Source organism: Chelatococcus sambhunathii (assembly GCF_001418005.1).
In the GTDB taxonomy this organism is placed as follows: domain Bacteria; phylum Pseudomonadota; class Alphaproteobacteria; order Rhizobiales; family Beijerinckiaceae; genus Chelatococcus_A; species Chelatococcus_A sambhunathii.
Genome location: NZ_LIOL01000010.1, coordinates 1 through 19,526, shown reverse-complemented (window position 1 = coordinate 19,526; position 19,526 = coordinate 1). Strand labels below are relative to the sequence as shown.

Annotated in this window: 19 protein-coding genes; 10 read left to right on the top strand and 9 right to left on the bottom strand. The window is 67.2% G+C overall.

Annotated elements, in window-relative coordinates; genetic code table 11:
* The first annotated feature begins 178 nt into the window (after window positions 1-178).
* From ASC46_RS16670 to ASC46_RS16645, 6 genes are all read left to right on the top strand, one after another.
* Window positions 179-2,008: a glycosyltransferase family 2 protein gene (locus ASC46_RS16670; RefSeq protein WP_055460432.1), complete on the top strand. Its 1,830-nt coding sequence runs from the start codon at window positions 179-181 to the stop codon at window positions 2,006-2,008.
* A 167-nt stretch (window positions 2,009-2,175) separates the two neighbouring features.
* Window positions 2,176-3,237 (top strand): dTDP-glucose 4,6-dehydratase, encoded by a 1,062-nt coding sequence (gene rfbB / locus ASC46_RS16665; protein WP_055460431.1) that lies wholly within the window; start codon window positions 2,176-2,178, stop codon window positions 3,235-3,237.
* Between the two features lie 23 nt (window positions 3,238-3,260).
* Window positions 3,261-3,818, top strand: a complete 558-nt coding sequence (gene rfbC / locus ASC46_RS16660; protein WP_055460430.1) for a dTDP-4-dehydrorhamnose 3,5-epimerase — start codon at window positions 3,261-3,263, stop codon at window positions 3,816-3,818.
* A gap of 11 nt (window positions 3,819-3,829) precedes the next feature.
* Window positions 3,830-4,738, top strand: a complete 909-nt coding sequence (rfbD, locus tag ASC46_RS16655) for a dTDP-4-dehydrorhamnose reductase (protein ID WP_055460511.1) — start codon at window positions 3,830-3,832, stop codon at window positions 4,736-4,738.
* Window positions 4,735-5,655 (top strand): glucose-1-phosphate thymidylyltransferase RfbA, encoded by a 921-nt coding sequence (rfbA, locus tag ASC46_RS16650; RefSeq protein ID WP_055460510.1) that lies wholly within the window; start codon window positions 4,735-4,737, stop codon window positions 5,653-5,655. The genes rfbD and rfbA overlap by 4 nt, the downstream gene beginning before the upstream one ends.
* Before the next feature lie 154 nt (window positions 5,656-5,809).
* Window positions 5,810-6,775, top strand: coding sequence for an isoaspartyl peptidase/L-asparaginase family protein (locus tag ASC46_RS16645; protein ID WP_055460429.1), 966 nt, complete (start codon window positions 5,810-5,812; stop codon window positions 6,773-6,775).
* Between the two features lie 22 nt (window positions 6,776-6,797).
* Here the strand turns inward: ASC46_RS16645 and ASC46_RS16640 are convergent, their stop codons facing one another.
* The 8 genes from ASC46_RS16640 to ASC46_RS16605 form a co-directional block, all read right to left on the bottom strand.
* Window positions 6,798-7,664 carry a D-amino-acid transaminase gene (locus ASC46_RS16640; RefSeq protein WP_055460428.1) on the bottom strand — a complete coding sequence of 289 codons (867 nt, stop codon included), beginning with the start codon at window positions 7,662-7,664 and terminating at the stop codon, window positions 6,798-6,800.
* Between the two features lie 77 nt (window positions 7,665-7,741).
* A complete protein-coding gene (locus tag ASC46_RS16635; protein WP_055460427.1) occupies window positions 7,742-8,557 on the bottom strand; it encodes a M55 family metallopeptidase in 816 nt (271 codons plus the stop codon).
* Window positions 8,554-9,648 carry a DmpA family aminopeptidase gene (locus ASC46_RS16630; protein WP_055460509.1) on the bottom strand — a complete coding sequence of 365 codons (1,095 nt, stop codon included), beginning with the start codon at window positions 9,646-9,648 and terminating at the stop codon, window positions 8,554-8,556. The genes ASC46_RS16635 and ASC46_RS16630 overlap by 4 nt, the downstream gene beginning before the upstream one ends.
* A 5-nt stretch (window positions 9,649-9,653) precedes the next feature.
* Window positions 9,654-10,559 (bottom strand): glutathione ABC transporter permease GsiD, encoded by a 906-nt coding sequence (gene gsiD / locus ASC46_RS16625; protein WP_055460426.1) that lies wholly within the window; start codon window positions 10,557-10,559, stop codon window positions 9,654-9,656.
* A 7-nt stretch (window positions 10,560-10,566) separates the two neighbouring features.
* Window positions 10,567-11,487, bottom strand: a complete 921-nt coding sequence (gene gsiC / locus ASC46_RS16620; RefSeq protein ID WP_055460425.1) for a glutathione ABC transporter permease GsiC — start codon at window positions 11,485-11,487, stop codon at window positions 10,567-10,569.
* Window positions 11,488-11,643: 156 nt separating this feature from the next.
* Window positions 11,644-13,170: a glutathione ABC transporter substrate-binding protein GsiB gene (gene gsiB, locus ASC46_RS16615; protein WP_245280597.1), complete on the bottom strand. Its 1,527-nt coding sequence runs from the start codon at window positions 13,168-13,170 to the stop codon at window positions 11,644-11,646.
* 65 nt (window positions 13,171-13,235) lie between these two features.
* Window positions 13,236-15,137 carry a dipeptide ABC transporter ATP-binding protein gene (locus tag ASC46_RS16610; RefSeq protein ID WP_055460423.1) on the bottom strand — a complete coding sequence of 634 codons (1,902 nt, stop codon included), beginning with the start codon at window positions 15,135-15,137 and terminating at the stop codon, window positions 13,236-13,238.
* 84 nt (window positions 15,138-15,221) lie between these two features.
* Window positions 15,222-16,178, bottom strand: a complete 957-nt coding sequence (locus tag ASC46_RS16605) for a MurR/RpiR family transcriptional regulator (RefSeq protein WP_055460422.1) — start codon at window positions 16,176-16,178, stop codon at window positions 15,222-15,224.
* A 523-nt stretch (window positions 16,179-16,701) separates the two neighbouring features.
* Between ASC46_RS16605 and ASC46_RS16600 the strand changes: the two genes are divergently transcribed.
* The 3 genes from ASC46_RS16600 (at window position 16,702) to ASC46_RS16585 (ending at window position 18,104) form a co-directional block, all read left to right on the top strand.
* Window positions 16,702-17,241, top strand: coding sequence for a hypothetical protein (locus ASC46_RS16600; RefSeq protein ID WP_055460421.1), 540 nt, complete (start codon window positions 16,702-16,704; stop codon window positions 17,239-17,241).
* Window positions 17,238-17,432, top strand: a complete 195-nt coding sequence (locus tag ASC46_RS16595) for a hypothetical protein (protein WP_055460420.1) — start codon at window positions 17,238-17,240, stop codon at window positions 17,430-17,432. Before ASC46_RS16600 ends, ASC46_RS16595 begins: the two co-directional genes overlap by 4 nt.
* Window positions 17,433-17,621: 189 nt before the next feature.
* Window positions 17,622-18,104 (top strand): thermonuclease family protein, encoded by a 483-nt coding sequence (locus tag ASC46_RS16585; protein ID WP_055460418.1) that lies wholly within the window; start codon window positions 17,622-17,624, stop codon window positions 18,102-18,104.
* A 679-nt stretch (window positions 18,105-18,783) separates the two neighbouring features.
* Here ASC46_RS16585 and ASC46_RS16575 read toward each other — a convergent pair.
* A complete protein-coding gene (locus ASC46_RS16575) occupies window positions 18,784-19,197 on the bottom strand; it encodes a hypothetical protein (protein ID WP_055460416.1) in 414 nt (137 codons plus the stop codon).
* On the opposite strand from ASC46_RS16575, the gene ASC46_RS16570 reads away from it, so the two are divergent.
* A partial coding sequence (locus tag ASC46_RS16570; protein WP_483416336.1) for an SOS response-associated peptidase family protein occupies window positions 19,196-19,526 on the top strand: 331 nt, incomplete at its 3' end. The genes ASC46_RS16575 and ASC46_RS16570 overlap by 2 nt on opposite strands.

The window sequence follows — 19,526 nt, the reverse complement described above, 5'->3', positions numbered from 1 at the left end:
TAGCGGCCGCACCCGATTCGGTCTGCGGCGTTCCACGGCAGGCTTTGATTCGGGTCGCGCCTTGCCCGCTGCAGCGGCGCAGCGTAATTCGGCCGCAGGTGATGAGGGTACGGATGCGGTGATTCGGCCGAGGGGCCTCCGTCCTCCGGCTCGGCCGGTGACAATCGCGGAGCGGAGCTTGCTGCTATTTCCTCCACCGTCCGGCCGCTGGCGCCTCATCGACCGGCTGCGCCGGGCGGCGAAATCGTTTCCCCTGGCAGTCAAGGCCAAGCGCCGGCTCGATGCCCTGGTCGCGCGGCGGCGGGGACCGGACGCCCGCTATGCCGCCTGGGTGGCGCGCCAGTACCCGGGGCCGCAGGAGCGGGCGCGCATCGCGGCGGACGTCGCCGCCATGACCAACCCGCCGCTCATTTCCGTGCTGATGCCGGTGTACGAGACGGACCCGTGCTGGCTCGGCGCCGCAATCGGGTCGATCCGTGCCCAGCTCTATCCCCATTGGGAGTTGTGCCTGTCCGACGATGCCTCGACGCGCGCTGACGTGCGCGCCATGCTCACGGCGGCGGCCGCGGAGGACGGGCGTATCAAGCTTCATCTGCGCGCCGAACGAGGCCACATCAGCGCCAACACCAACTCGGCTCTTGCCCTGGCGAGCGGCGAGTTCGTCGCGCTCCTCGATGCCGACGACGAACTGCCACCGGACGCACTCTACTGGATCGCGCGCGAAATCGTCGCACATCCGGACGTCGACATGATCTTTTCCGACGAGGACAAGATCAATGCGAAGGGCCGGCGCTTCGATCCCCACTTCAAGGGCGACTGGAACCCGTCCTTGATGCTCGGCCAGAACGCCTTCTCGCATCTCGGCGTCTTCCGCCGCTCGCTTGTCGCCGCGGCGGGCGGGCTGCGTGAGGGCTTCGAAGGCTCCCAGGACCACGACCTCGCGCTGCGCTGCGCCGAGCTGACGGAGCCGGCGCGCATCCGCCACGTGCCGCGCGTGCTCTATCATTGGCGCGCCCTGCCGCAGTCGACCGCGTCGTCGCCCGCGGTCAAGCCCTATGCCTGGCAGGCCGGGCGCCGAGCGATCCTCGAGCACCTCGCTCGGCAGGGCATCGCGGCTGAAGTCGAGCCCGGCGTCGGCGGCTTCTACCGCGTGCGCTATGCCCGGCCCGCGGATTGGCCGCTTGTCTCCATCATCGTGCCGAGCCGCCTCGGCGAGGTCGCCCGCCGCTCGCTCGATGCGCTACTCGCCGGCTCCACCTATCCGCATTTCGAGGTGATCCTTGCCGTGGGAACGGGTGATGCCGCCCGGCCCGAGGCTGCGGCCTACCTCGCCGCCCTGGGCGGGCAAGGGCGGCTGCGCGTGGTCACCTACGAGCGGGCACCCTTCAACTATTCCTGGGTCAACAACCACGCTGCGCGCCAAGCGCGGGGGGATTATCTCTGCTTCCTCAACGACGACGTGACGCCGATCACGCCCGGCTGGCTGGAGGAGATGGTGCTGCGCGCCCGGCTGCCCGGAGTCGGGGCGGTGGGGGCGATGCTCTATTACCCCGACGACACCATCCAGCATGCTGGCGTCATCCTCGGCATCGGTGGCGTGGCGGATCATGCCCACCGGCACGTGCGGCGCGGCAGCCCGGGCTATTTCGGCCGGGCGGCGCTCGACCAGGACCTATCCTGCGTCACCGCCGCGGCGATGGTGATGCCGCGGCGCCTCTTCGAGGCGCTCGGCGGCTTCGACGAAGCGCTGCCCTGCGCCTTCAACGACGTCGACCTGTGCCTGCGCATCCGCCGGGCGGGCCAGCGCATCCTGTGGACGCCGCAGGCCGAGCTCTATCACCACGAATCGCTGACCTTCGGCCCGCACGATTCGCCCGAGCGCACGGGCCAGTTCCTCAAGGACGTGGCCGAGATGCGCCGCCGCTGGGCGACAGCGCTCGATGCTGATCCGTTCTATAACCCAAACCTGTCGCGTGATATGCGCCGGCACTGGGAAGTGACGGGCTGACCGGCTTTCCACCAAGGGCTTGCCCGCATGCCGGCGAGATGCCAAAAAAGCCGCCCGCATTGCGCAGGAGGAAAGGACTTCCACCGGCTCCATGCGCAATCTGACGCCATTGCTTAAGCCATGCGGAACGCTCGTTTCAACAGCGCACAGGCCGTTCGGGAGGAGCCATGGCACGACGCTTTCTGGTCACCGGCGGCGCAGGGTTCATCGGCTCGGCAGTCGTGCGGCGTCTCATAGCGGAAACCGAGCACGAAGTCCTTGTGCTCGACAAGCTGACGTACGCCGGCAATCCCGATTCGCTCGCGCCCGTGGCGGGCAGCAACCGCTTCCACTTTCTCAAGGCCGACATCTGCGACCGCGCGGCCGTGGGCACGGCGATGGCGGATTTCTCGCCCGATGTGGTCATGCATCTTGCCGCCGAAAGCCATGTCGACCGCTCCATCGACGGGCCGGCTGCATTCGTGACGACCAACGTCGTCGGCACGACCACCTTGCTGGAGGCGGCGCTCGCCCACTGGCGCACCCTGCCGGAGGGGCGTCGCCGGGATTTCCGTTTCCATCACATCTCGACGGACGAGGTCTTCGGCTCGCTGGGACCGGAGGGCTACTTCACCGAGGCGAGCCCCTACGACCCGCGCTCGCCCTATTCTGCCTCGAAGGCGGCGAGCGACCATTTCGTGCGCGCTTTCCACCACACCTACGGCCTGCCCGTCGTGGTGACGAACTGTTCCAACAACTACGGGCCCTACCATTTCCCCGAAAAGCTCATCCCGCTGATGATCCTCAACGGACTCGAAGGGCGGCCGCTGCCGGTCTACGGCACGGGCGACAATGTACGCGACTGGCTCTATGTCGACGACCACGCGCGGGCCTTGCTCATCGCGGTACAAGAGGGAGCTGTCGGCGCCACCTATTGCATCGGCGGCCACAACGAGCGCAGCAACATCGAAGTTGTGCGCGCCATCTGCGCGCTGCTCGACGAGATGGCGCCCGATCCGACCATCGGCCCGCGCGAAACGCTGATCACTTTCGTGGCCGACCGGCCGGGCCACGACCGGCGCTATGCCATCGATGCGGGGCGGATCGCCGCCGAGCTCGGCTGGCGGCCGGCCGAGAGCTTCGAGAGCGGCCTCGCCAAGACGGTGCGCTGGTATCTCGACAACCGCGACTGGTGGCAGCGCGTGCGCGACGGGATCTATCGCGGCGAGCGGCTGGGCACGGGCGCCTGAGAGCAATAACGGATCGAGGAGCCATGCTGACCATCGAGGACACCGCCATCCCGGCGGTGAAGATCATCACCACCCGGCGCTTCGGCGACGAGCGGGGCTTCTTCACGGAGACCTGGAACCGCCGCCGCTTCGCCGAGGCTGGCATCGATCTCGATTTCGTGCAGGACAACCACTCGCTCTCCGGTCCCGCCGGGACCGTGCGCGGGCTGCACTTCCAGAGCCCGCCCTTCGCGCAGGACAAGCTCGTGCGCGTCGTGCGCGGCCGCATCCTCGACGTCGCGGTCGACATCCGCCGGTCTTCGCCCACCTACGGCCGCCACGTGGCGGTGGAGCTGTCGGCCGAAAACGGGCGCCAGCTCCTCGTGCCGGTCGGCTTCGCACACGGTTTCTGCACGCTCGCGCCGGACACGGAGGTGATCTACAAGGTCACCGCCTATTACGCACCAGAGCATGACCACGGCCTCGCCTTCGACGACCCCGATCTCGCGATCGACTGGCCGGTGACACGCGCGGCAGCGATCCTCTCCCCCAAGGACCGCGCCCATCCGCGCCTCACCGAGCTGCCGGAGTATTTTTCGTGAGCGCGCAGCCGCTGCGCATCGCCGTCACGGGCCGCGAGGGCCAGGTGGCGCGGGCGCTCGTGGAGCGCGGCCGCGCCCTCGGCGTCGAAGTTGTTTCGGTTGGGCGGCCGGCGCTCGACCTTGCGAAAGCCCAGACGGTCCTGCCGGCGCTCGCGGCTGCGGAACCGCAGGTCATCGTCAACGCGGCCGCCTACACCACCGTCGACAAGGCCGAGAGCGAGCCGGCGCTCGCCCATGCCGTCAACGAGGCGGGCGCCGGCGCGGTCGCGGCGGCGGCGGCGCGGCTCGGCGTGCCGGTGGTACATCTGTCGACGGACTACGTCTTCGACGGGCATATCGGCCGGCCACACCGGGAGGAGGACGTGCCGGCGCCGGTGAACGTCTACGGCCGCTCGAAACTCGCCGGCGAAGCCGCGGTCGCCGCAGCCGCGCCGGACCATGCGATCCTGCGGGTCGCCTGGGTGTACAGCCCCGTTGGCCGCAATTTCGTCCGCACCATGCTGACGCTCGCGGAAAACCGCGACGTCGTGCGCGTCGTGGCGGATCAACGCGGCACCCCGACCTCCGCCCTTGCCATCGCCGACGGCATCATCGCGGTGGCGCGCAACCTCGTGGCGCGGCCGGGCGAGGTGGCCCTGCGCGGCCTCTTCCACATGAGTGCATCGGGGGAAGCGACCTGGGCCGACCTCGCCGAGGCCGTCTTTGCGGAAAGCGCGATGCGCGGCGGCCCATCCGCCCGAGTCGAGCGCATCGCCACGGTCGATTATCGGACGCCGGCGGCCCGTGCGCCGGACACGCGGCTCGACTGTAGCCGGATCGCGGCGGTGCACGGCGTTGCGCTGCCGCCCTGGCGCGTCTCGCTCGCCGGGGTCGTGGCGCGCTGCCTTGCCGCCGAAGAAGGGAAATGGAGAAGGCCATGAAGGGCATCATCCTTGCTGGCGGCAGCGGCACGCGGTTGCATCCGATGACGCATGTCGTCTCCAAGCAGTTGCTGCCGGTCTACGACAAGCCGATGATCTATTACCCGCTGACGACGCTGATGCTCGCCGGCATCCGCGAGATCATGGTCATCTCGACGCCGGCCGACCTGCCGCGTTTCCGACAGCTGCTCGGCACCGGCGAGCAGTGGGGCCTTGCCCTGACCTATGCCGAGCAGCCACGTCCCGAAGGGCTGGCGCAGGCCTATCACATCGCGGCCGATTTCGTGGCGGGCGGCCCCTCCGCCCTCATCCTCGGCGACAATCTCTACTTCGGCCATGGCCTGACGGATCTTCTGCAGCAGGCACGACGACAGGCCCTGTCCGGGGGCGCAACGGTCTTCGCCTACCACGTCAAGGATCCGCAGCGGTACGGCATCGTGGAGTTCGACGAGGACGGGCAGGCCCGCACCATTGAGGAGAAGCCGGTGACGCCGCGCTCCAGCTGGGCGGTGACCGGCCTTTATTTCTACGACGCCGATGTGGTTGACATTGCCCGCAATCTCAAGCCCTCGACACGGGGCGAACTCGAGATCACCGATGTCAACCGCGCCTATCTGGAGCGCGGCAAGCTGTCTGTCCTGCCCATGGGGCGCGGCTATGCCTGGCTCGACACCGGCACGCCGGATAGCCTCGTCGAAGCGGCCGAATTCGTGCGGACGCTCGAGAAGCGCCAGGGCTTCCGCATCGCCTGTCCGGAGGAAATCGCCTTTGCTATGGGTCATATAGACCGCGCCCAGCTGCGCGCTCTCGGCGAGGCCCTCGGCAAGAGCGACTATGGTCGCTACGTCCTCGCGCTGGCGGACGACAGCGGCAACGTTCGAGGGCGTCGGACGAAGGTTCGTACCGCTGACGCATAACCCGGGTAAGCTGCGCGCAAGAACGCCGGTACAGCGCCGATGAACAGGTCTCGGCCGTGAACATCGGCGCGCGACAGGATAGGGTTGCGATCACGAATCGCGGCCGGCGCTCGCTGCCGGCCCTTATCTGAACCATCTATCAGCGAGGTCATTGATGAGGCCGATCGCGCTTGCCATCCATGGCGGCTGTGGCGTCATGGCGAAGCTCGACCTGAGCGAGGACGAATGGATGGCCGCGCGCGCCGATCTTGCGCGATCTCTGCAGGCGGGCTGGGCGGTCCTGACGGGCGGCGGCAGCGCGCTCGATGCGGTCGAGGCCGCGGTGGTGGTGATGGAAGACTCACCCCACTTCAATGCCGGTCACGGGGCGGCGCTCAACGCGGCGGGCGAGCATGAGCTCGACGCCGCCATCATGGACGGCAGCACGCTCGCCGCCGGGGCGGTGGCCGCCGCCAGGCGCATCCGTAATCCGGTGAAAGCGGCGCGCGCCGTCCTGGAGAGCGGTGAGGCCGTGATGCTAGCCGGCGGAGCCGCCGACGCCTTTGCGCGCGAGTCCGGCCTCGCCGTCGTCGACCCCTCGTATTTCACCACGGAGCGGCGCCTCGAGGCGCTCGCCCGGATGAAGGCCCGCGCCGCGGCCGGTACCACGCGACTGGCGAGCGAGGCGGAGAAGCACGGCACGGTCGGCGCAGTGGCATGCGACGGCGCCGGTCGGCTCGCCGCGGCGACCTCGACCGGCGGCTATACCAACAAGCCCGTCGGGCGCGTCGGCGATTCACCCATCATCGGCGCCGGCACCTATGCGCGCGACGGCATCTGCGCCGTCTCGGGCACGGGCAAGGGGGAGTATTTCATCCGCCACGCGGTCGGCCACGAGGTGGCGAGCCGCATGGCCTATCTCGGCGAAAGCCTCACGGCTGCGGCGGCCAAGGTCATCCACGAGGACCTCGCGCCCTACGGCATCGGCGCCGGCCTCGTCGCGGTCGCGGCCGATGGCTCCGTCACGGCACCCTACAACACGGACGGCATGTTCCGTGGCTGGGTGACGGCGGAGGGACGCTTCCATGTCGCGTCCCATGCAGAGGTGTTCGAGGTGACGGAAGAATTCGCCCGGCCTTGAGACCGGGCGAGAGCGGGGCCGGTCACCGGCCCTCGAGCGCGGCCTCGATGTAGAGCTGGCGCAGCTCGCGGGTGAGCGGCCCCGGGCTGCCGCCGCCGATCGGCCGGCCGTCGATGGACGTGACCGGCATGACGAGGCTGGAAGCGCTGGTGAAGAACGCCTCCTCAGCCGCGAGCGCCTCCTCCACGGTGAAGGGACGTTCGACGAAGGTCAGGCCCTTTTCTGCGACGAGACGCAGCACGGCACGGCGGGTCACGCCCGGTAGCACGGCGTGGGACAGGGGGCGCGAGACGATCTCACCGGCCTTGGTGACGATGAAGGCGGTGGAGGAGGCCCCCTCCGTGACCGTCCCGTCCTCGACCATCCAGGCCTCGTTGACGCCCGCGGCAGCCGCCGCGCGCTTGGCGAGCACCTGGGCAAGGAGAGAGGTCGACTTGATGTCGCGCCGGGCCCAGCGCAGGTCGGGCACGGTGATGACGGCGGCACCCTTCGCCAGCGCTGCACTGGTGCGCACGGACTTTGCCTGGGTGAACATCACCACCGTCGGCGTGAGGCCGGCGGGAGAGAGGAAGTCACGCTCGGCAACGCCGCGCGTGACCTCGAGATAGATGAGGCCCTCCGAGAGATTGTTGCGGGCGACGAGCGCCTGCTGGATCTCCGTCCACGCCTCGCGCGAATGCGGATTGGGAATGTCGATCTCGCCGAGCGAGCGCTCGAGCCGCGCCAGATGCGGCTCGTTGTCGATCAGGTGCCCATCGAGGACCGCCGTCACCTCATAGATGCCGTCGCCGAAAAGGAAGCCGCGGTCCATGACCGGGATGGAAGCGGTCTCGATGGGGAGGAAGGCCCCGTTGACGTAGACAATGCGCGGCGCGGAAGTCTCTGCCATGGCTGGAATGTCCGATCTGTTGGCGGGCGTGGAGCGGCAAGGGAAGATCTGCGTCCTTGCAAGGGGAATGCGGCGCGTCAGCGCAGCATGGTCGACATCGCCGAGAGCGAATTGACGATACGCACCGCTGCCTCGACGGTTGGCGCCTCGAAGCCGATCTCGTCGCCGGACAGGCGGCTCAGCGTCGGCCACTGACAGAAGAGATCGGCAAGCGCGGGCGTCTGCGTGCGGATGTGCGCCGTGATGGGACCGGGCAAACGGAACGGCGGCGCCGGCGGGCAGACGAGCGCCTCCTTCACGCCGGCGCGGATCGCCGCACGCGCCCGCTCCGGCGAGAGGCTGATGCCGCTGTTGCAGCCGGTGGCGCGCTTTGTCTCGACGAAGACGGTGTGCGGGAACAGCTCGCGGTTCTCGTCGATGAAGACGTCATCGCCGCTCGCCATGACGACGGGCGCGCCATATTCGCCGGCAAGCGCGCCGTAGATGCCGGCCTCGCCGAGTTCCAGCCCGTTGAACGCGATGCGGGCGAAGGCGAAGCTGTTGATGGTGTGGGCGAGGATGCCGCGACCATGGGCCCGCGAGTGATAGCCGATGAGGCAGACGGCATTCACCCCCTCCTCGACGCCCGCAACCATGCTGAGGTAGCGCGGCTTGCCCTGCACGACCCGGGCGCGCGCGTCGAGCCGCTCGGCCGGCATGTTGCGAAAACCGCCGTGGGAATCGTTGACGATGACCTCGCGCGCACCGGCCTCGAAGGCCCCGGCCACGGCCGCATTCGCCTCTTCCGCCATCAGCAGGCGGGCCCGCTCGTATTCGCCGTTGCCGGCGCGCGTCTGCTCGGGGTGGTAGACGCCGGCAACGCCCTCGATGTCGACGGAGATGAGAACCTTCATGGGGTGCGCTCCGAAAGGAGGGAGGGAAGATCGGGCATCACCTCGAGCAGCGCCTGCCGCCGGTGGCCGTCACGGCCGGTGACCGTCTCGGCCCGCCAAAGCGCATGGATGATGGCCTGCTCGGTGCTGTCGGCGACAGCCTGGAACAGTGGATCGATGAGCGCATCATTCAGCATGGCGATGGCCGGCATGGGGCGAGCCGCCTCCTGCGGCAGCGTATAGGCGGTGGAAAAGGCGAGCGCGATGTCGCCGCTGCCGTGGCCGAAGACGGAGCCGGTCCGCGCGAGGCCGGCGGCGCTGCGCAGCGAGAGTCGTCGCAGCTGGCGTGTGTCGAGCGGCGCGTCGGTGGCGATGAGGAGGATGATCGAGCCTTTCTCCTGTGCCTCGCCCTCCCCTCCGGCGGCGTCTTCCCTCGTGGCGGCGAGCCGCTCCGCGAGCACGGGTCCGATGGCCCGGCCAGCGAGTATGAGCTGCGCCGCCCGGCCGAAATTCGCCAACACCAGCGCGCCGACGGTGAAAACGCGGCCGTTCGCCACCTCGGCGCGGCGCGAGGCCGTGCCGATGCCGCCCTTGACGCCGAAGCTCGCCATGCCGCGCCCGGCGCCGACCGCCCCTTCCGCGACATCCGGGCCGGCGGCGGCGCAGGCGCCGCGGTAATGCAGATCTCCGACCGCCATGGCCTGAATGTCGTTGAGGTAGCCGTCGTTGCACTCGAAGACGAGCGGATTGACCGTCGGCAGGCGCCGCCCGCATTGCGGATTGGCCGCGATCGTCTGGCGGATCTGCGCCTCGGCCACGGCGGCGACCGAGAAGGTGTTGGTGAGCGCGATCGGCGTCTCGATGACGCCGAGTTCCTCCACCTGCACGAGGCCGATGCTCTTGCCGAAGCCGTTGATCACGCTCGCCGCCGCCGGCACCCGGTCGCGGTAGAGGTCCCCCGCGTGCGGACGCACCACCGTGACGCCGGTCTGCACGGAACCGTCGGCGAGCGTCGCATGGCCGACGCTGACGCCGGCAACGTCGGTGATCGCGTTGCGCGGGCCGGCTGTGAGCGTGCCGACATGCGGCGGGGTGGCATCCCGGACGGACATGATGCTCATTTGCGGTCGATCTTCGGGTCGAGCGCGTCGCGCAGCCCGTCGCCGAGCAGGTTGAAGGCGAGCACCGTGAAGAAGATGGCAAGGCTCGGGAAGAGCGCCACATGCGGCGCGTTGACCATGTCGGCGCGCGCGTCATTGAGCATCGCGCCCCATTCCGGCGTCGGCGGCTGGGCGCCGAGACCGAGGAAGGAGAGGCTCGCGGCCGTGATGATCGAGGTGCCGAGGCGCATCGTGAAATAGACCACGATGGAGGAGACGGTGCCCGGCAGGATGTGGCGCACGAGGATGGTCCAGTCGGAAGCGCCGATGCTGCGAACCGCCTCGACGTAGGTCATGCGCTTCAGGACCAGCGTATTGCCGCGCACGAGGCGGGCAAAGGCCGGCACGGAGAAGACGGAGACGGCGACGACCACGTTGAAAAGCGAACCGCCGAGAATGGCAACGATGCCGAGGGCGAGAAGAATGCCGGGGAAGGCGAAGAGCACGTCGCAGATGCGCATGACGATGCGGTCCCACCAGCCCTCGTAATAGCCGGCGAGGAGGCCGAGCGTCGTGCCGACGAGCCCGCCGAGCGCCACAGAGGCAAGGCCGGTGGCAAGCGAGATGCGGGCCCCCATCACGATGCGGCTGAAGATGTCGCGCCCGAGCGGGTCGACGCCGAGCCAGTGCGACCACGACGGGCCAGCATTGAGCTGGTCGTAATCGAAGTAGTTCTCCGGGTCGAACGGCACGATCCACGGCGCCAGCACGGCCAGTAGCGTGAGCAGCACCACGAAGGTGAGCGCTGCGAGCGCCACCGGCTGGCGGCGGAAACGGCGCCAGAACTCCCTCAGCGGCGTGCGCACGGCCTCGCCCGTTGTGGCGGAAACGGGGGAGACGAGCTCGGTCGCGGTATCGGTCATGGCCGGCTCAACTGTAGCGGATGGTGGGGTTGATGACGCCGTAAAGCAGGTCTACGACGAGATTGATGAGGATGAATTCGAGCGAGAACATCAGCACCAGCGCCTGAATGACCGGATAGTCGCGCTGCGCCACGGCATCGACGAGGAGACGGCCGACGCCCGGCCAGTTGAACACGGCCTCGACGACGATGGAACCGCCCAACAGGAAGCCGAATTGGAGGCCCATCATGGTCACGACCGGAATGAGCGCGTTGCGCAGGCAGTGCTTCAGGATGACGATACGCTCGTTGAGACCCTTGGCCCGCGCGGTGCGGACGAAATCCTCGTGCAGCACGTCGACGAAGGAGGCGCGCGTGAAGCGCGCCATGACGGCCGCGACCGCTGCGCCGAGCGTCAGCGACGGCAGGATGTAGTGCTTCCAGCTGTCGGCGCCGACGGTGGGCAGCCAGCCGAGCCCGACGGAAAAGATTTGCATGAGCAGCATGCCGAGCGCGAAAGCGGGGAAGGAGATGCCGGAGACCGCCAATGTCATGCCGAGCCGGTCTGGCCAGCGGTTGCGAAAGACGGCCGAGGCGATGCCGATCGCCATGCCGAAGACAACGGCCCAGACCATGCTGGTGAGCGTCAGGAGCAGCGTCGGCATGAAGCGCTCGGCGATCTCGGTGGAGACCGGCCGGCGCGTGCGGATGGAGCGCCCGAAGTCGCCCTCGAAGAGGTGGGTGAAATAGCTGACGAACTGCTGCGGCAGCGGCTTGTCGAGGCCGAGTTCGCTGCGCACGAGGGCGAGCGTCTGCTCGTCCGCATCCTGCCCGGCGACGAGCCGCGCCGGGTCGCCCGGCAGCATGTGCACGAAGAAGAACACGAGCACCGAGACGATCAGGAGGGTGGGGATGAGCCCCAGCAGCCGTTTGAGGAAATAGTGCAGCATGGCTCCGGATCGACCTGGCTGGACAAGCTACGGGACGCGTTGCAAGCGGGCGGCGTCCTTCTCCCCCGCATCGGATCTCGGGTTTTCCCGAGATCCGCAATATTCTTGCGCAAGTTGGGCATGCCCGACTTGCGTGCGGGAAAAGGGTTCCCGCTCTTACTCCGAAACGGCGATCTCGCTTGCCTCGATATTGCCGTCAGGCATGACGTAGACGCCGGAGAGACGCTTGGAGGTGGCATAGAGGTTTTTTTCCGTCACCAGCGGCGCCCAGGGCGCGTCCTTGAAGATCTGCTCTTGTGCCTTCCTGTAGAGCTCCGCCTTCTCCTCGTCCTTCACCGAGCGCAGGGCCTTGGCGATATAGGCGTCCACTTCCTCGTTGCTGTAATAGGCGGTGTTGTTGAGCTTCGGCGGCCAGGCCTCGGTGGACAGCAGCGGCCTCAGCGCCCAGTCAGCCTCACCCGTCGAGGACGACCAGCCGGCGTAGTACATGCGCACCTTCGCCGTCTTGGGATCGGGCCATGACTGCACCCACTCGGTGCGCTGGCCGGGCTCGAGCGCCTGGATCTGCACCTTGATGCCGACCTGGGCCAGTTGCTGCTGCAGGAACTGGATGGCCTTCTGCGCCGTCGTGGTGGTGTAGGCGCTCCAGAGGATCGACTCGAAGCCGTTGGGATAGCCCGCCTCCTTCAGAAGCTCGCGGGCCTTGGCCGGGTCATAGGGCCAGGGCTTCATCTTGTGGGCATAGAGCACGCCCTCCGGCACGATGCCCTCGGCCGGCGAGGCGAAGCCGTTGAAGGCAACCTTGGCAAGGGCCTCCTTGTTGATGGCGTAATTGATCGCCTGACGCACGCGGATGTCGTCGAAGGGCTTCTGCAGCGTGTTGAAACTGACGTAGCGCTCGATGATCGACGGGCCGATGATCACGTCCAGTTTGTCGTTCGCCTGCAGGGCGGCTGTCTGCTCATAGGGCAGCGGGAAGGCAAAATCGGCCTCGCCCGTCTGCAGCATGGCGGCACGGGTGTTGTTCTCCAGCACCGGCTTCCAGGTGATGGAATCGACCTTGGGGAAATCCTTCTTCCAGTAGCCGTCGAACTTCTTCACCTTGACGTAATCGGTCTGCTTCCAGTCCTCGAAGACGAAGGGGCCAGTGCCGACCGGGTGGAAGGCGATATCCTTGTTCCCGTATTTCGCGAGGGCCGCCGGCGAGATGATGGCCGCCGAAGCGTGGGCGAGCGAGTTGATGAACGGTCCGAAAGCGTCCTTCAGCGTGATCTTGACGACGTAGGGCGAGACGACCTCGACCTTGTCGATGCGGTTGAACTGGTTGTAGCGGGCGAGCTTGTTCTCGGGATTGAGCACCCGCTCAAGCGAAACCTTGACGGCCTCGGCGTTGAAATCCGTGCCATCGTGGAACTTGACTCCCTCACGCAGCTTGAAGGTGTAGACGAGGCCGTCATCCGAAACTGTATAGCTCTCGGCCAGCACCGGCCGCACCTTGAGGTCCTTATCGAACTCGAACAGGCCTTGGTAGAACGACTTGGTGACGGCGGTCGTCAGAGTCGTGTTGGTGTTGTAGGGGTCGAGCGTCTCCGGCTGGCCACCGATGGCGAGCACGACATCCTTGGCGGCGAGTGCTGGCGCGGTGCCGAGCACGAGGGCCAGAAGGCCGGACGCAATTGTCAAACCTCGTGGAAGTGGACTTTTCATTGGAACGGCTCCCGTTGCAGTGAAGCGATCAAGAGGGGCAGTCATCGGCCGAAGGCGCCGATCGGGTGACGGGCGACGAAATGGCCGGGGCCGACCTCGACAAGGGGCTCGACCGTCGGCTCGTCGCCCAACGCGCGCACCGGGCTCGGCAATTCGTCCGTCACCAGCTCGCGGCGCAGGTGCCGGCGCGCCGGATCGGCGACGGGGACCGCGGCCATCAGCTTGCGCGTATAGGGATGTTGTGGGTTCTCGAAGATGGCGCGGCGCGGGCCGATCTCGACGATCTGGCCGAGATACATCACCGCCACGCGGTGGCTGACGCGCTCGACGACGGCCATGTCGTGCGAGATGAACAGATAGGCCATACCGAGATCGCGCTGCAGTTCGAGCAGGAGATTGACGATCTGCGCCTGGATCGACACGTCGAGGGCCGAGACCGCCTCGTCCGCGATGACCACCTTGGGGTTGAGAGCGAGCGCGCGGGCGATGGCGATGCGCTGGCGCTGGCCGCCGGAGAACTCGTGTGGATAGCGCTGGGCATGGGCCGGCGTGAGGCCGACCCGCTCGAGCAGCCAGTGCACGCGCTGGCGCGCCGCCTCCCCTTTCGCGACCCCGTGCACCAAGAGCGGCTCCATGATGGAATAGCCAACGGTGAGCCGCGGATCGAGCGAGGCGAACGGATCCTGGAAGATGAACTGGATGTTGCGCCGCAAGTCGCGGAAGGCGCTCGGCGGCAATTCACGGATGTTGCGGCCGTCGAACTCGATGGCGCCGCTCTGGCTCTCGACGAGGCGCAGCAGCGAGCGACCGGTGGTGGACTTGCCGCAGCCCGACTCGCCGACGAGCGACAGGGTTTCGCCGGGATAGAGATCGAAGCTCGCCTTCTCGACCGCATGCACACGACGCGTGACGCGGTTGAAGAGGCCGCCGCGGATGTCGAACCGTGTAACGAGATCCCTGACACGCAGGATCGGCGCCGCGTCCGGCTTCACCGTCGCCTGCGGGGCCGCCTCCTTGACGGGCGCCTCGTCGTCCATGCGCAAAAGCGCGAACTCGCGCGGCAGGTCGGTGCCGGCCATGGCGCCAAGCCTCGGCACGGCGGAGAGGAGCGCGCGCGTGTAACGGTGCCGCGGTGCCGCAAACAACCCGGCGGAGGCGCCCTCCTCCACCTTCTCGCCGCGACACATGACGAGCACGCGGTCGGCGATTTCGGCGACCACGCCCATGTCGTGGGTGATGAACACCACGCCCATGTGCATCTCGTCCTGCAGTGCACGGATCAGCTGCAGGATCTGCGCTTGGATGGTGACGTCGAGAGCCGTCGTCGGCTCATCGGCAATGAGGAGGGAAGGCTTGCAGGACAGCGCCATGGCGATCATGACGCGCTGCCGCATGCCGCCCGAGAGCTGGTGCGGGTAGCGGTCGAGCACGCTGCGCGCTTCCGGTATGCGCACGAGATCGAGCATGCGCAGCGCCTCGGCGCGGGCTTCCGCCATGCCCTTGCCCTGATGCACGCGGATCGATTCGGCAATCTGTTCCCCGGCGGTGAAAACCGGGTTGAGCGAGGTCATCGGCTCCTGGAAGATCATGGCGATATCGGCGCCGCGGATGGCGCGCATCGTCCTCGGCCCCGCCGTCGCGAGGTCGAGCACCGCGCCGGAGCGGCGGCGGAAGAGCATGCACCCGGCATCGATGCGCCCGCCGCCATGCTCGACGAGGCGCATCATGGCAAGCGAGGTCACCGACTTGCCCGATCCGGACTCGCCGACGATGGCAAGCGTCTCGCCGCGGTCGACGTGGAAGGAGACATCGCGCACGGCCGAGACCGTCCGCTCGAAGGTCGAGAAGCTCACCGACAGGCCATCGACGGCAAGGACCCGGTTCTCCGAAAGGTGAAGCGTCGGGTCCGGCGCGGGAGCGGTCAGGATCGCGGGGGACGTCATGGCGGGGCGGGTTCGCTCACGAAGTTGATTAGCCGGCAAGGGCCGGAGGAATGGCGAAGGTGGCAAGGGGGCCGCCGCGCACGGTCAGCGGCCCTGGCGTGGTTTCGGGCCCCGCCGGGGCGTAGAGGGCGACGGCGCCTGCCTGTCCCACGCGCTCGATGGCCTCAGCGCCCCCGCATGGTTGCCGTGCAGCCAGGGCAGCACGGCCTCCGCCAGTTCGGCCGCCGCCTCCACGGATCGGCCGGAGGCGTGGGCGACGGCGCTGCTCAGGGCCTCGATCAGAGCCAGCGAACTCGCCTCGCAATTGGCGAAGAACTGGCTCTCGCCGTGGGCGAAAAGCGCGATCGTGGCGAGCGAGGCGAGCGGCGAGCCGGGGCTCTCGGTCAGGGCTAGCACGTCGGCGCCCGCCTCCCGTGCGCGCCGGGTCAGCAGCAAGGTGTCCGACAGATAGCGCGGGAAGGCGATGGCAATGACGAGGTCACCCGGCTTGACCCGGTGCAGGATGCGGGCCGCGTGCGAAGAGCCCTCCATACTGGCGAGCAGTTGTACCTGATCGCAGAAGAGTTCGAGCTTGCGCAGGAGAAGACCGGCGAGCCAGACGCTGCTGCCAAGGCCGAGGATGAAGACGCGCCGGGCGCCAAGAATGGCAGCGACCGCGCGGTTGCAGGCCTCCGTATCCAGGCCCTGCCGCGTCCTGTCGATATTATGGGCCGTCTCCGAGAGCGTTGCCGCCAGGATATCGGCGGCGCTCGCGGGCTTCTCCGGCTTTCCGCGCAGCTTCTCCACAGGCGCCAGCGCCGTCTCGAAGCCGAGCACCAGCGCGGTGCGGAACTGCGCATAGCCGTCGAAGCCGAGAGCGCGGGCGAAGCGGTTGGCGGTGGCCACCGACACGCCAACGATCGACGCCAGTTCATCGATGGGCATGGCCGCGACCCGCAGCGGGTGGTCGAGGACATAGTCGGCGATCCGGCGATGCGACGGCGACAGAACGGCGCGGGCAATGCGCTGCGCGATGGAGGGTTCGTCGAAAGCCGTGGCCATCCGGAATCGTTTCACCTTGCCGGCGCAACCGGCGCGTGATCAGAAATTTTCACGTTCGGATTCGTAGCGATATTTTTTGATCGCGCAAGAGCGTACTGAACGCGACTTGTCAGCGCGTGCGGACGGCGGCGGGTGCGGACCGTTGAAAGCGCCGAGGACCCAGGCGGAGGGTTTCAGCGCCCGCAAGTGCGAATGCTGCGCGGCCATTCGCTACAGCCGCAGCCTATGAAGGCACTGGGCTCGCAAGCTTCGTGGGCTACGGCTTCGGATATTTCATCGACAACCCGTTCGGCACGAGGTTGTCGCCCATGTCTTCGGTATGGTCTGTCTGTTAGCCTGGTGCCCGGGACGGACACCGCAGATGTGGTAGCGGAGGAGCGTTCCATCCGCGAGAGCCACATCGAGGTCATATCGTTCGGCAAGTTTCCGGCCCGGCGCGCGATCGCGGCATAGCGGTCTAACCGCTTGTTCTTCCCTCCTGGTGCGGTTATTTTCACCGCATTCGCTACAGGAGGGCACATCCATGAACCAGCTTCGCGACTACGAGGATGAGACGGCCGCGACCGCGCTCAGCGCCCACGCGCCCTTCGTTGTCGAGTGCCTACGCGACTATGCGCAGCTCTTGCGCGACGGGGCGGTCGATGGCGCCGGACGCTACTTTCCAGCCGAAATCGACGCCACGGCTGATCGGATCGAGGCTGGCGCCCAGCCAGCCGATCCGACAGTTCCGATCACTGCCCGCTATACAAACTGGCGCGGCGAGACGCGCGAGCGCGTCTTCATCCCGCAGCGGGTCTACTTCGGATCGAACGAGTGGCACCCCGAACCGCAGGTCTTGATTGACGCGATCGACTGCGAGACGGGCAACGCTCGCACTTTCGCTGCCGCCGGGTTCGCCGCGCCGGCCGCTGAGCCGGTGGCGGATTGGAGCGACGTAGCCTCGCAAATCATCGGCGAGATCGAACAGCGTTTCCCGAACTGGCGATCTTACCGCGACCTGATCGACTGCATCGATTGCACCTTGCACGACCTCAGATCGCGTGCCGCGGAGGCGGGACGATGACGATCACGATCAATGCAGGCTGGTGGCTGCTGCCGTCCGCTGTGACCATGGCGCTCTTCATTTGGGCCGCGATTGCCGCCCGCGAGGACGGCGGCACATACGGCGCCGGCCATGTCTATAACCTTCTCATCTACCTCGTGGCCGCGTTTGGATCTGTCGTGGCGTGGCTGATTTGGAGCCTGCTACGATGACGAGGCTGACGGCCAAGCTGCAAGGTGCCGCCAATCGTGAGGCCGTGCGCGCCTTTTTCGTGACGCACGTGGGATGCACCGTCACCGAGTGCGCTCAAGCGCTCGGTCTCGGCCGGGCGGCGGTCAGCCGGCACGTCTCCGCGCTACGGGCAGAATGGTCCAGTTGCGCCGCTCTCCGGAAGACGCAGGATGGCTGAGCGCCCGGATCCCGTCCCGCCGCCCGACGTGCAGGAGCGTATGCGCACCGGATGTCTCGTCGTCCTCGCGGCCTGCCTGCTCGGGATCGTGCTGGCGCTGCTCATCGATCGCGCCTGGGGCGCCGAGCCGCCCATCGTGGCCGTCGACGGCGACACGATCTATCTCGGCGAGGAGAAGATCCGCATTGTCGGCCTCGACGCGCCCGAGACCTACCAGGCGCGCTGTGACAGCGAGCGGCAGCGGGGCCACGCCGCCACCGCCTATCTGCGACGCCTGCTCGCCTCCGGCACCATCACCATCCGCCGGCAGGGCCGCGACCGCTATCGCCGCACCCTCGCCCGGGTCTACATCGGCGGCCGCGACGTCGCCGGCCTCATGATCCGCGCCGGCCATGCCGTGCGTTACGATTGCCCTCGCGGCCGATGCCCGCGGCGCATCAACTGGTGCGGCGGCGCGAAGCCAGCGAGCCGCTGACCTCGACGGGCGGCGTCCAACTCGCCAGTGAGATTTCTCAGCTCCCACTGCCGAGCGAACAGTTCCAATGCGCCCCACTCGTCGCATCCGGAGTTTTGACATCCGAGTTGCTCGTTAAAGTAGTCCATGAACGCGAAGCTAATTCGGTCGGCGTCAAATGCATTTAGCTCCCCGATCTCCCCGTCCCCGTTGTTCACACGGTGGTGTCAATATATAGCCGTTCCGGGCATTACCTGGCCCTAGGGCTTGACGGCAAAATCCGAAGAGCACTAGCTTCTTCGCGCGTGGCTATGAAAAGTCAGCGCGAGCATACCCGGACCCGCAAGCAGCATTCCCTGCAAAGCGCGCCGTGGCTCAAAGAACGGGCGGACCAACCGTCCAGCATCAAGGGGCGACAACAGAGCTGCGGGTGAGGGCTGCCATGAGATGGCGACCTCCCAATGGAGGCGTATTGCCCAAGCAGGAGATGGAAATGCTTAACGGGTGCGCGTTCGGGATGACGGAAGAAGAATATTACGCTGAGATCCGCCGGATGGGGCTACTGCCGACATCCATCCCTACAGTCTACATGCGCGGCCAAGAGGTGCGGAATGTTCCGCTTGCGAAGGATCTGTCTCCGCGACTGCGCCTTGAGGTAGTGGAACGGATCCGCAAGAGCTTTGAATTCTAGGGCAGGCAGCTAGGCGGCCTCGACGAGGAAGCTCCCCAAGCGCTCTTCATCTGCGGTGGGGGTTACCTGGCGCACGCGAACCTGGTGACCGAGGACCTCGTAGAGATCGCAAATCGCCGCTTCGACCGCTGGGACCAGTCGTTCGCGATCGCGCTCGGCGACCAACAGCCCGCGCATGTTGGTGCTCGTTGCGAAGTACATGCCTTCGCCAACATCTTCGACGACGACGTCGATCTTCGAGCCGAGAGGAAGGAGATTGGTCATGATCGATTTGTCCCGATTGATCTCGACGGTACCGCTAGCGACATGAAATGTCATCAAGAGAGCGACATGCGAGCGCCGATTGCAAGTCGATGTGGAAATGATGGTCGCGCGAAACATCGCCGTTAAGATGGCAGCGATCTGATTGGAGCCGCCGCCCATGTGCAACCTCTACAACGTCCGGAGCAACCGCGAGGCGATCCTCGACCTTACGCGGGGCATGGTCGATCGCAGCGGCTGGAATGAGCCGTCGCGCGACATTTATCCCGGCACGCTCGCGCCGATTGTCCGCGTCGGCGCGGACGGCGAGCGGGAGATGGTCATGGCTACGTGGGGGATGCCCACGCCGCCGGAGCGCATCCGGGGCAATTATGACCCCGGCGTCACGAACATCCGGAACACGCATTTCAAGCACTGGCGACTGTGGCTCGGGCCGGAAAGTCGATGCGTGGTGCCCTTCAACAGCTTCGCCGAGCCGAACCCGGCTGCCA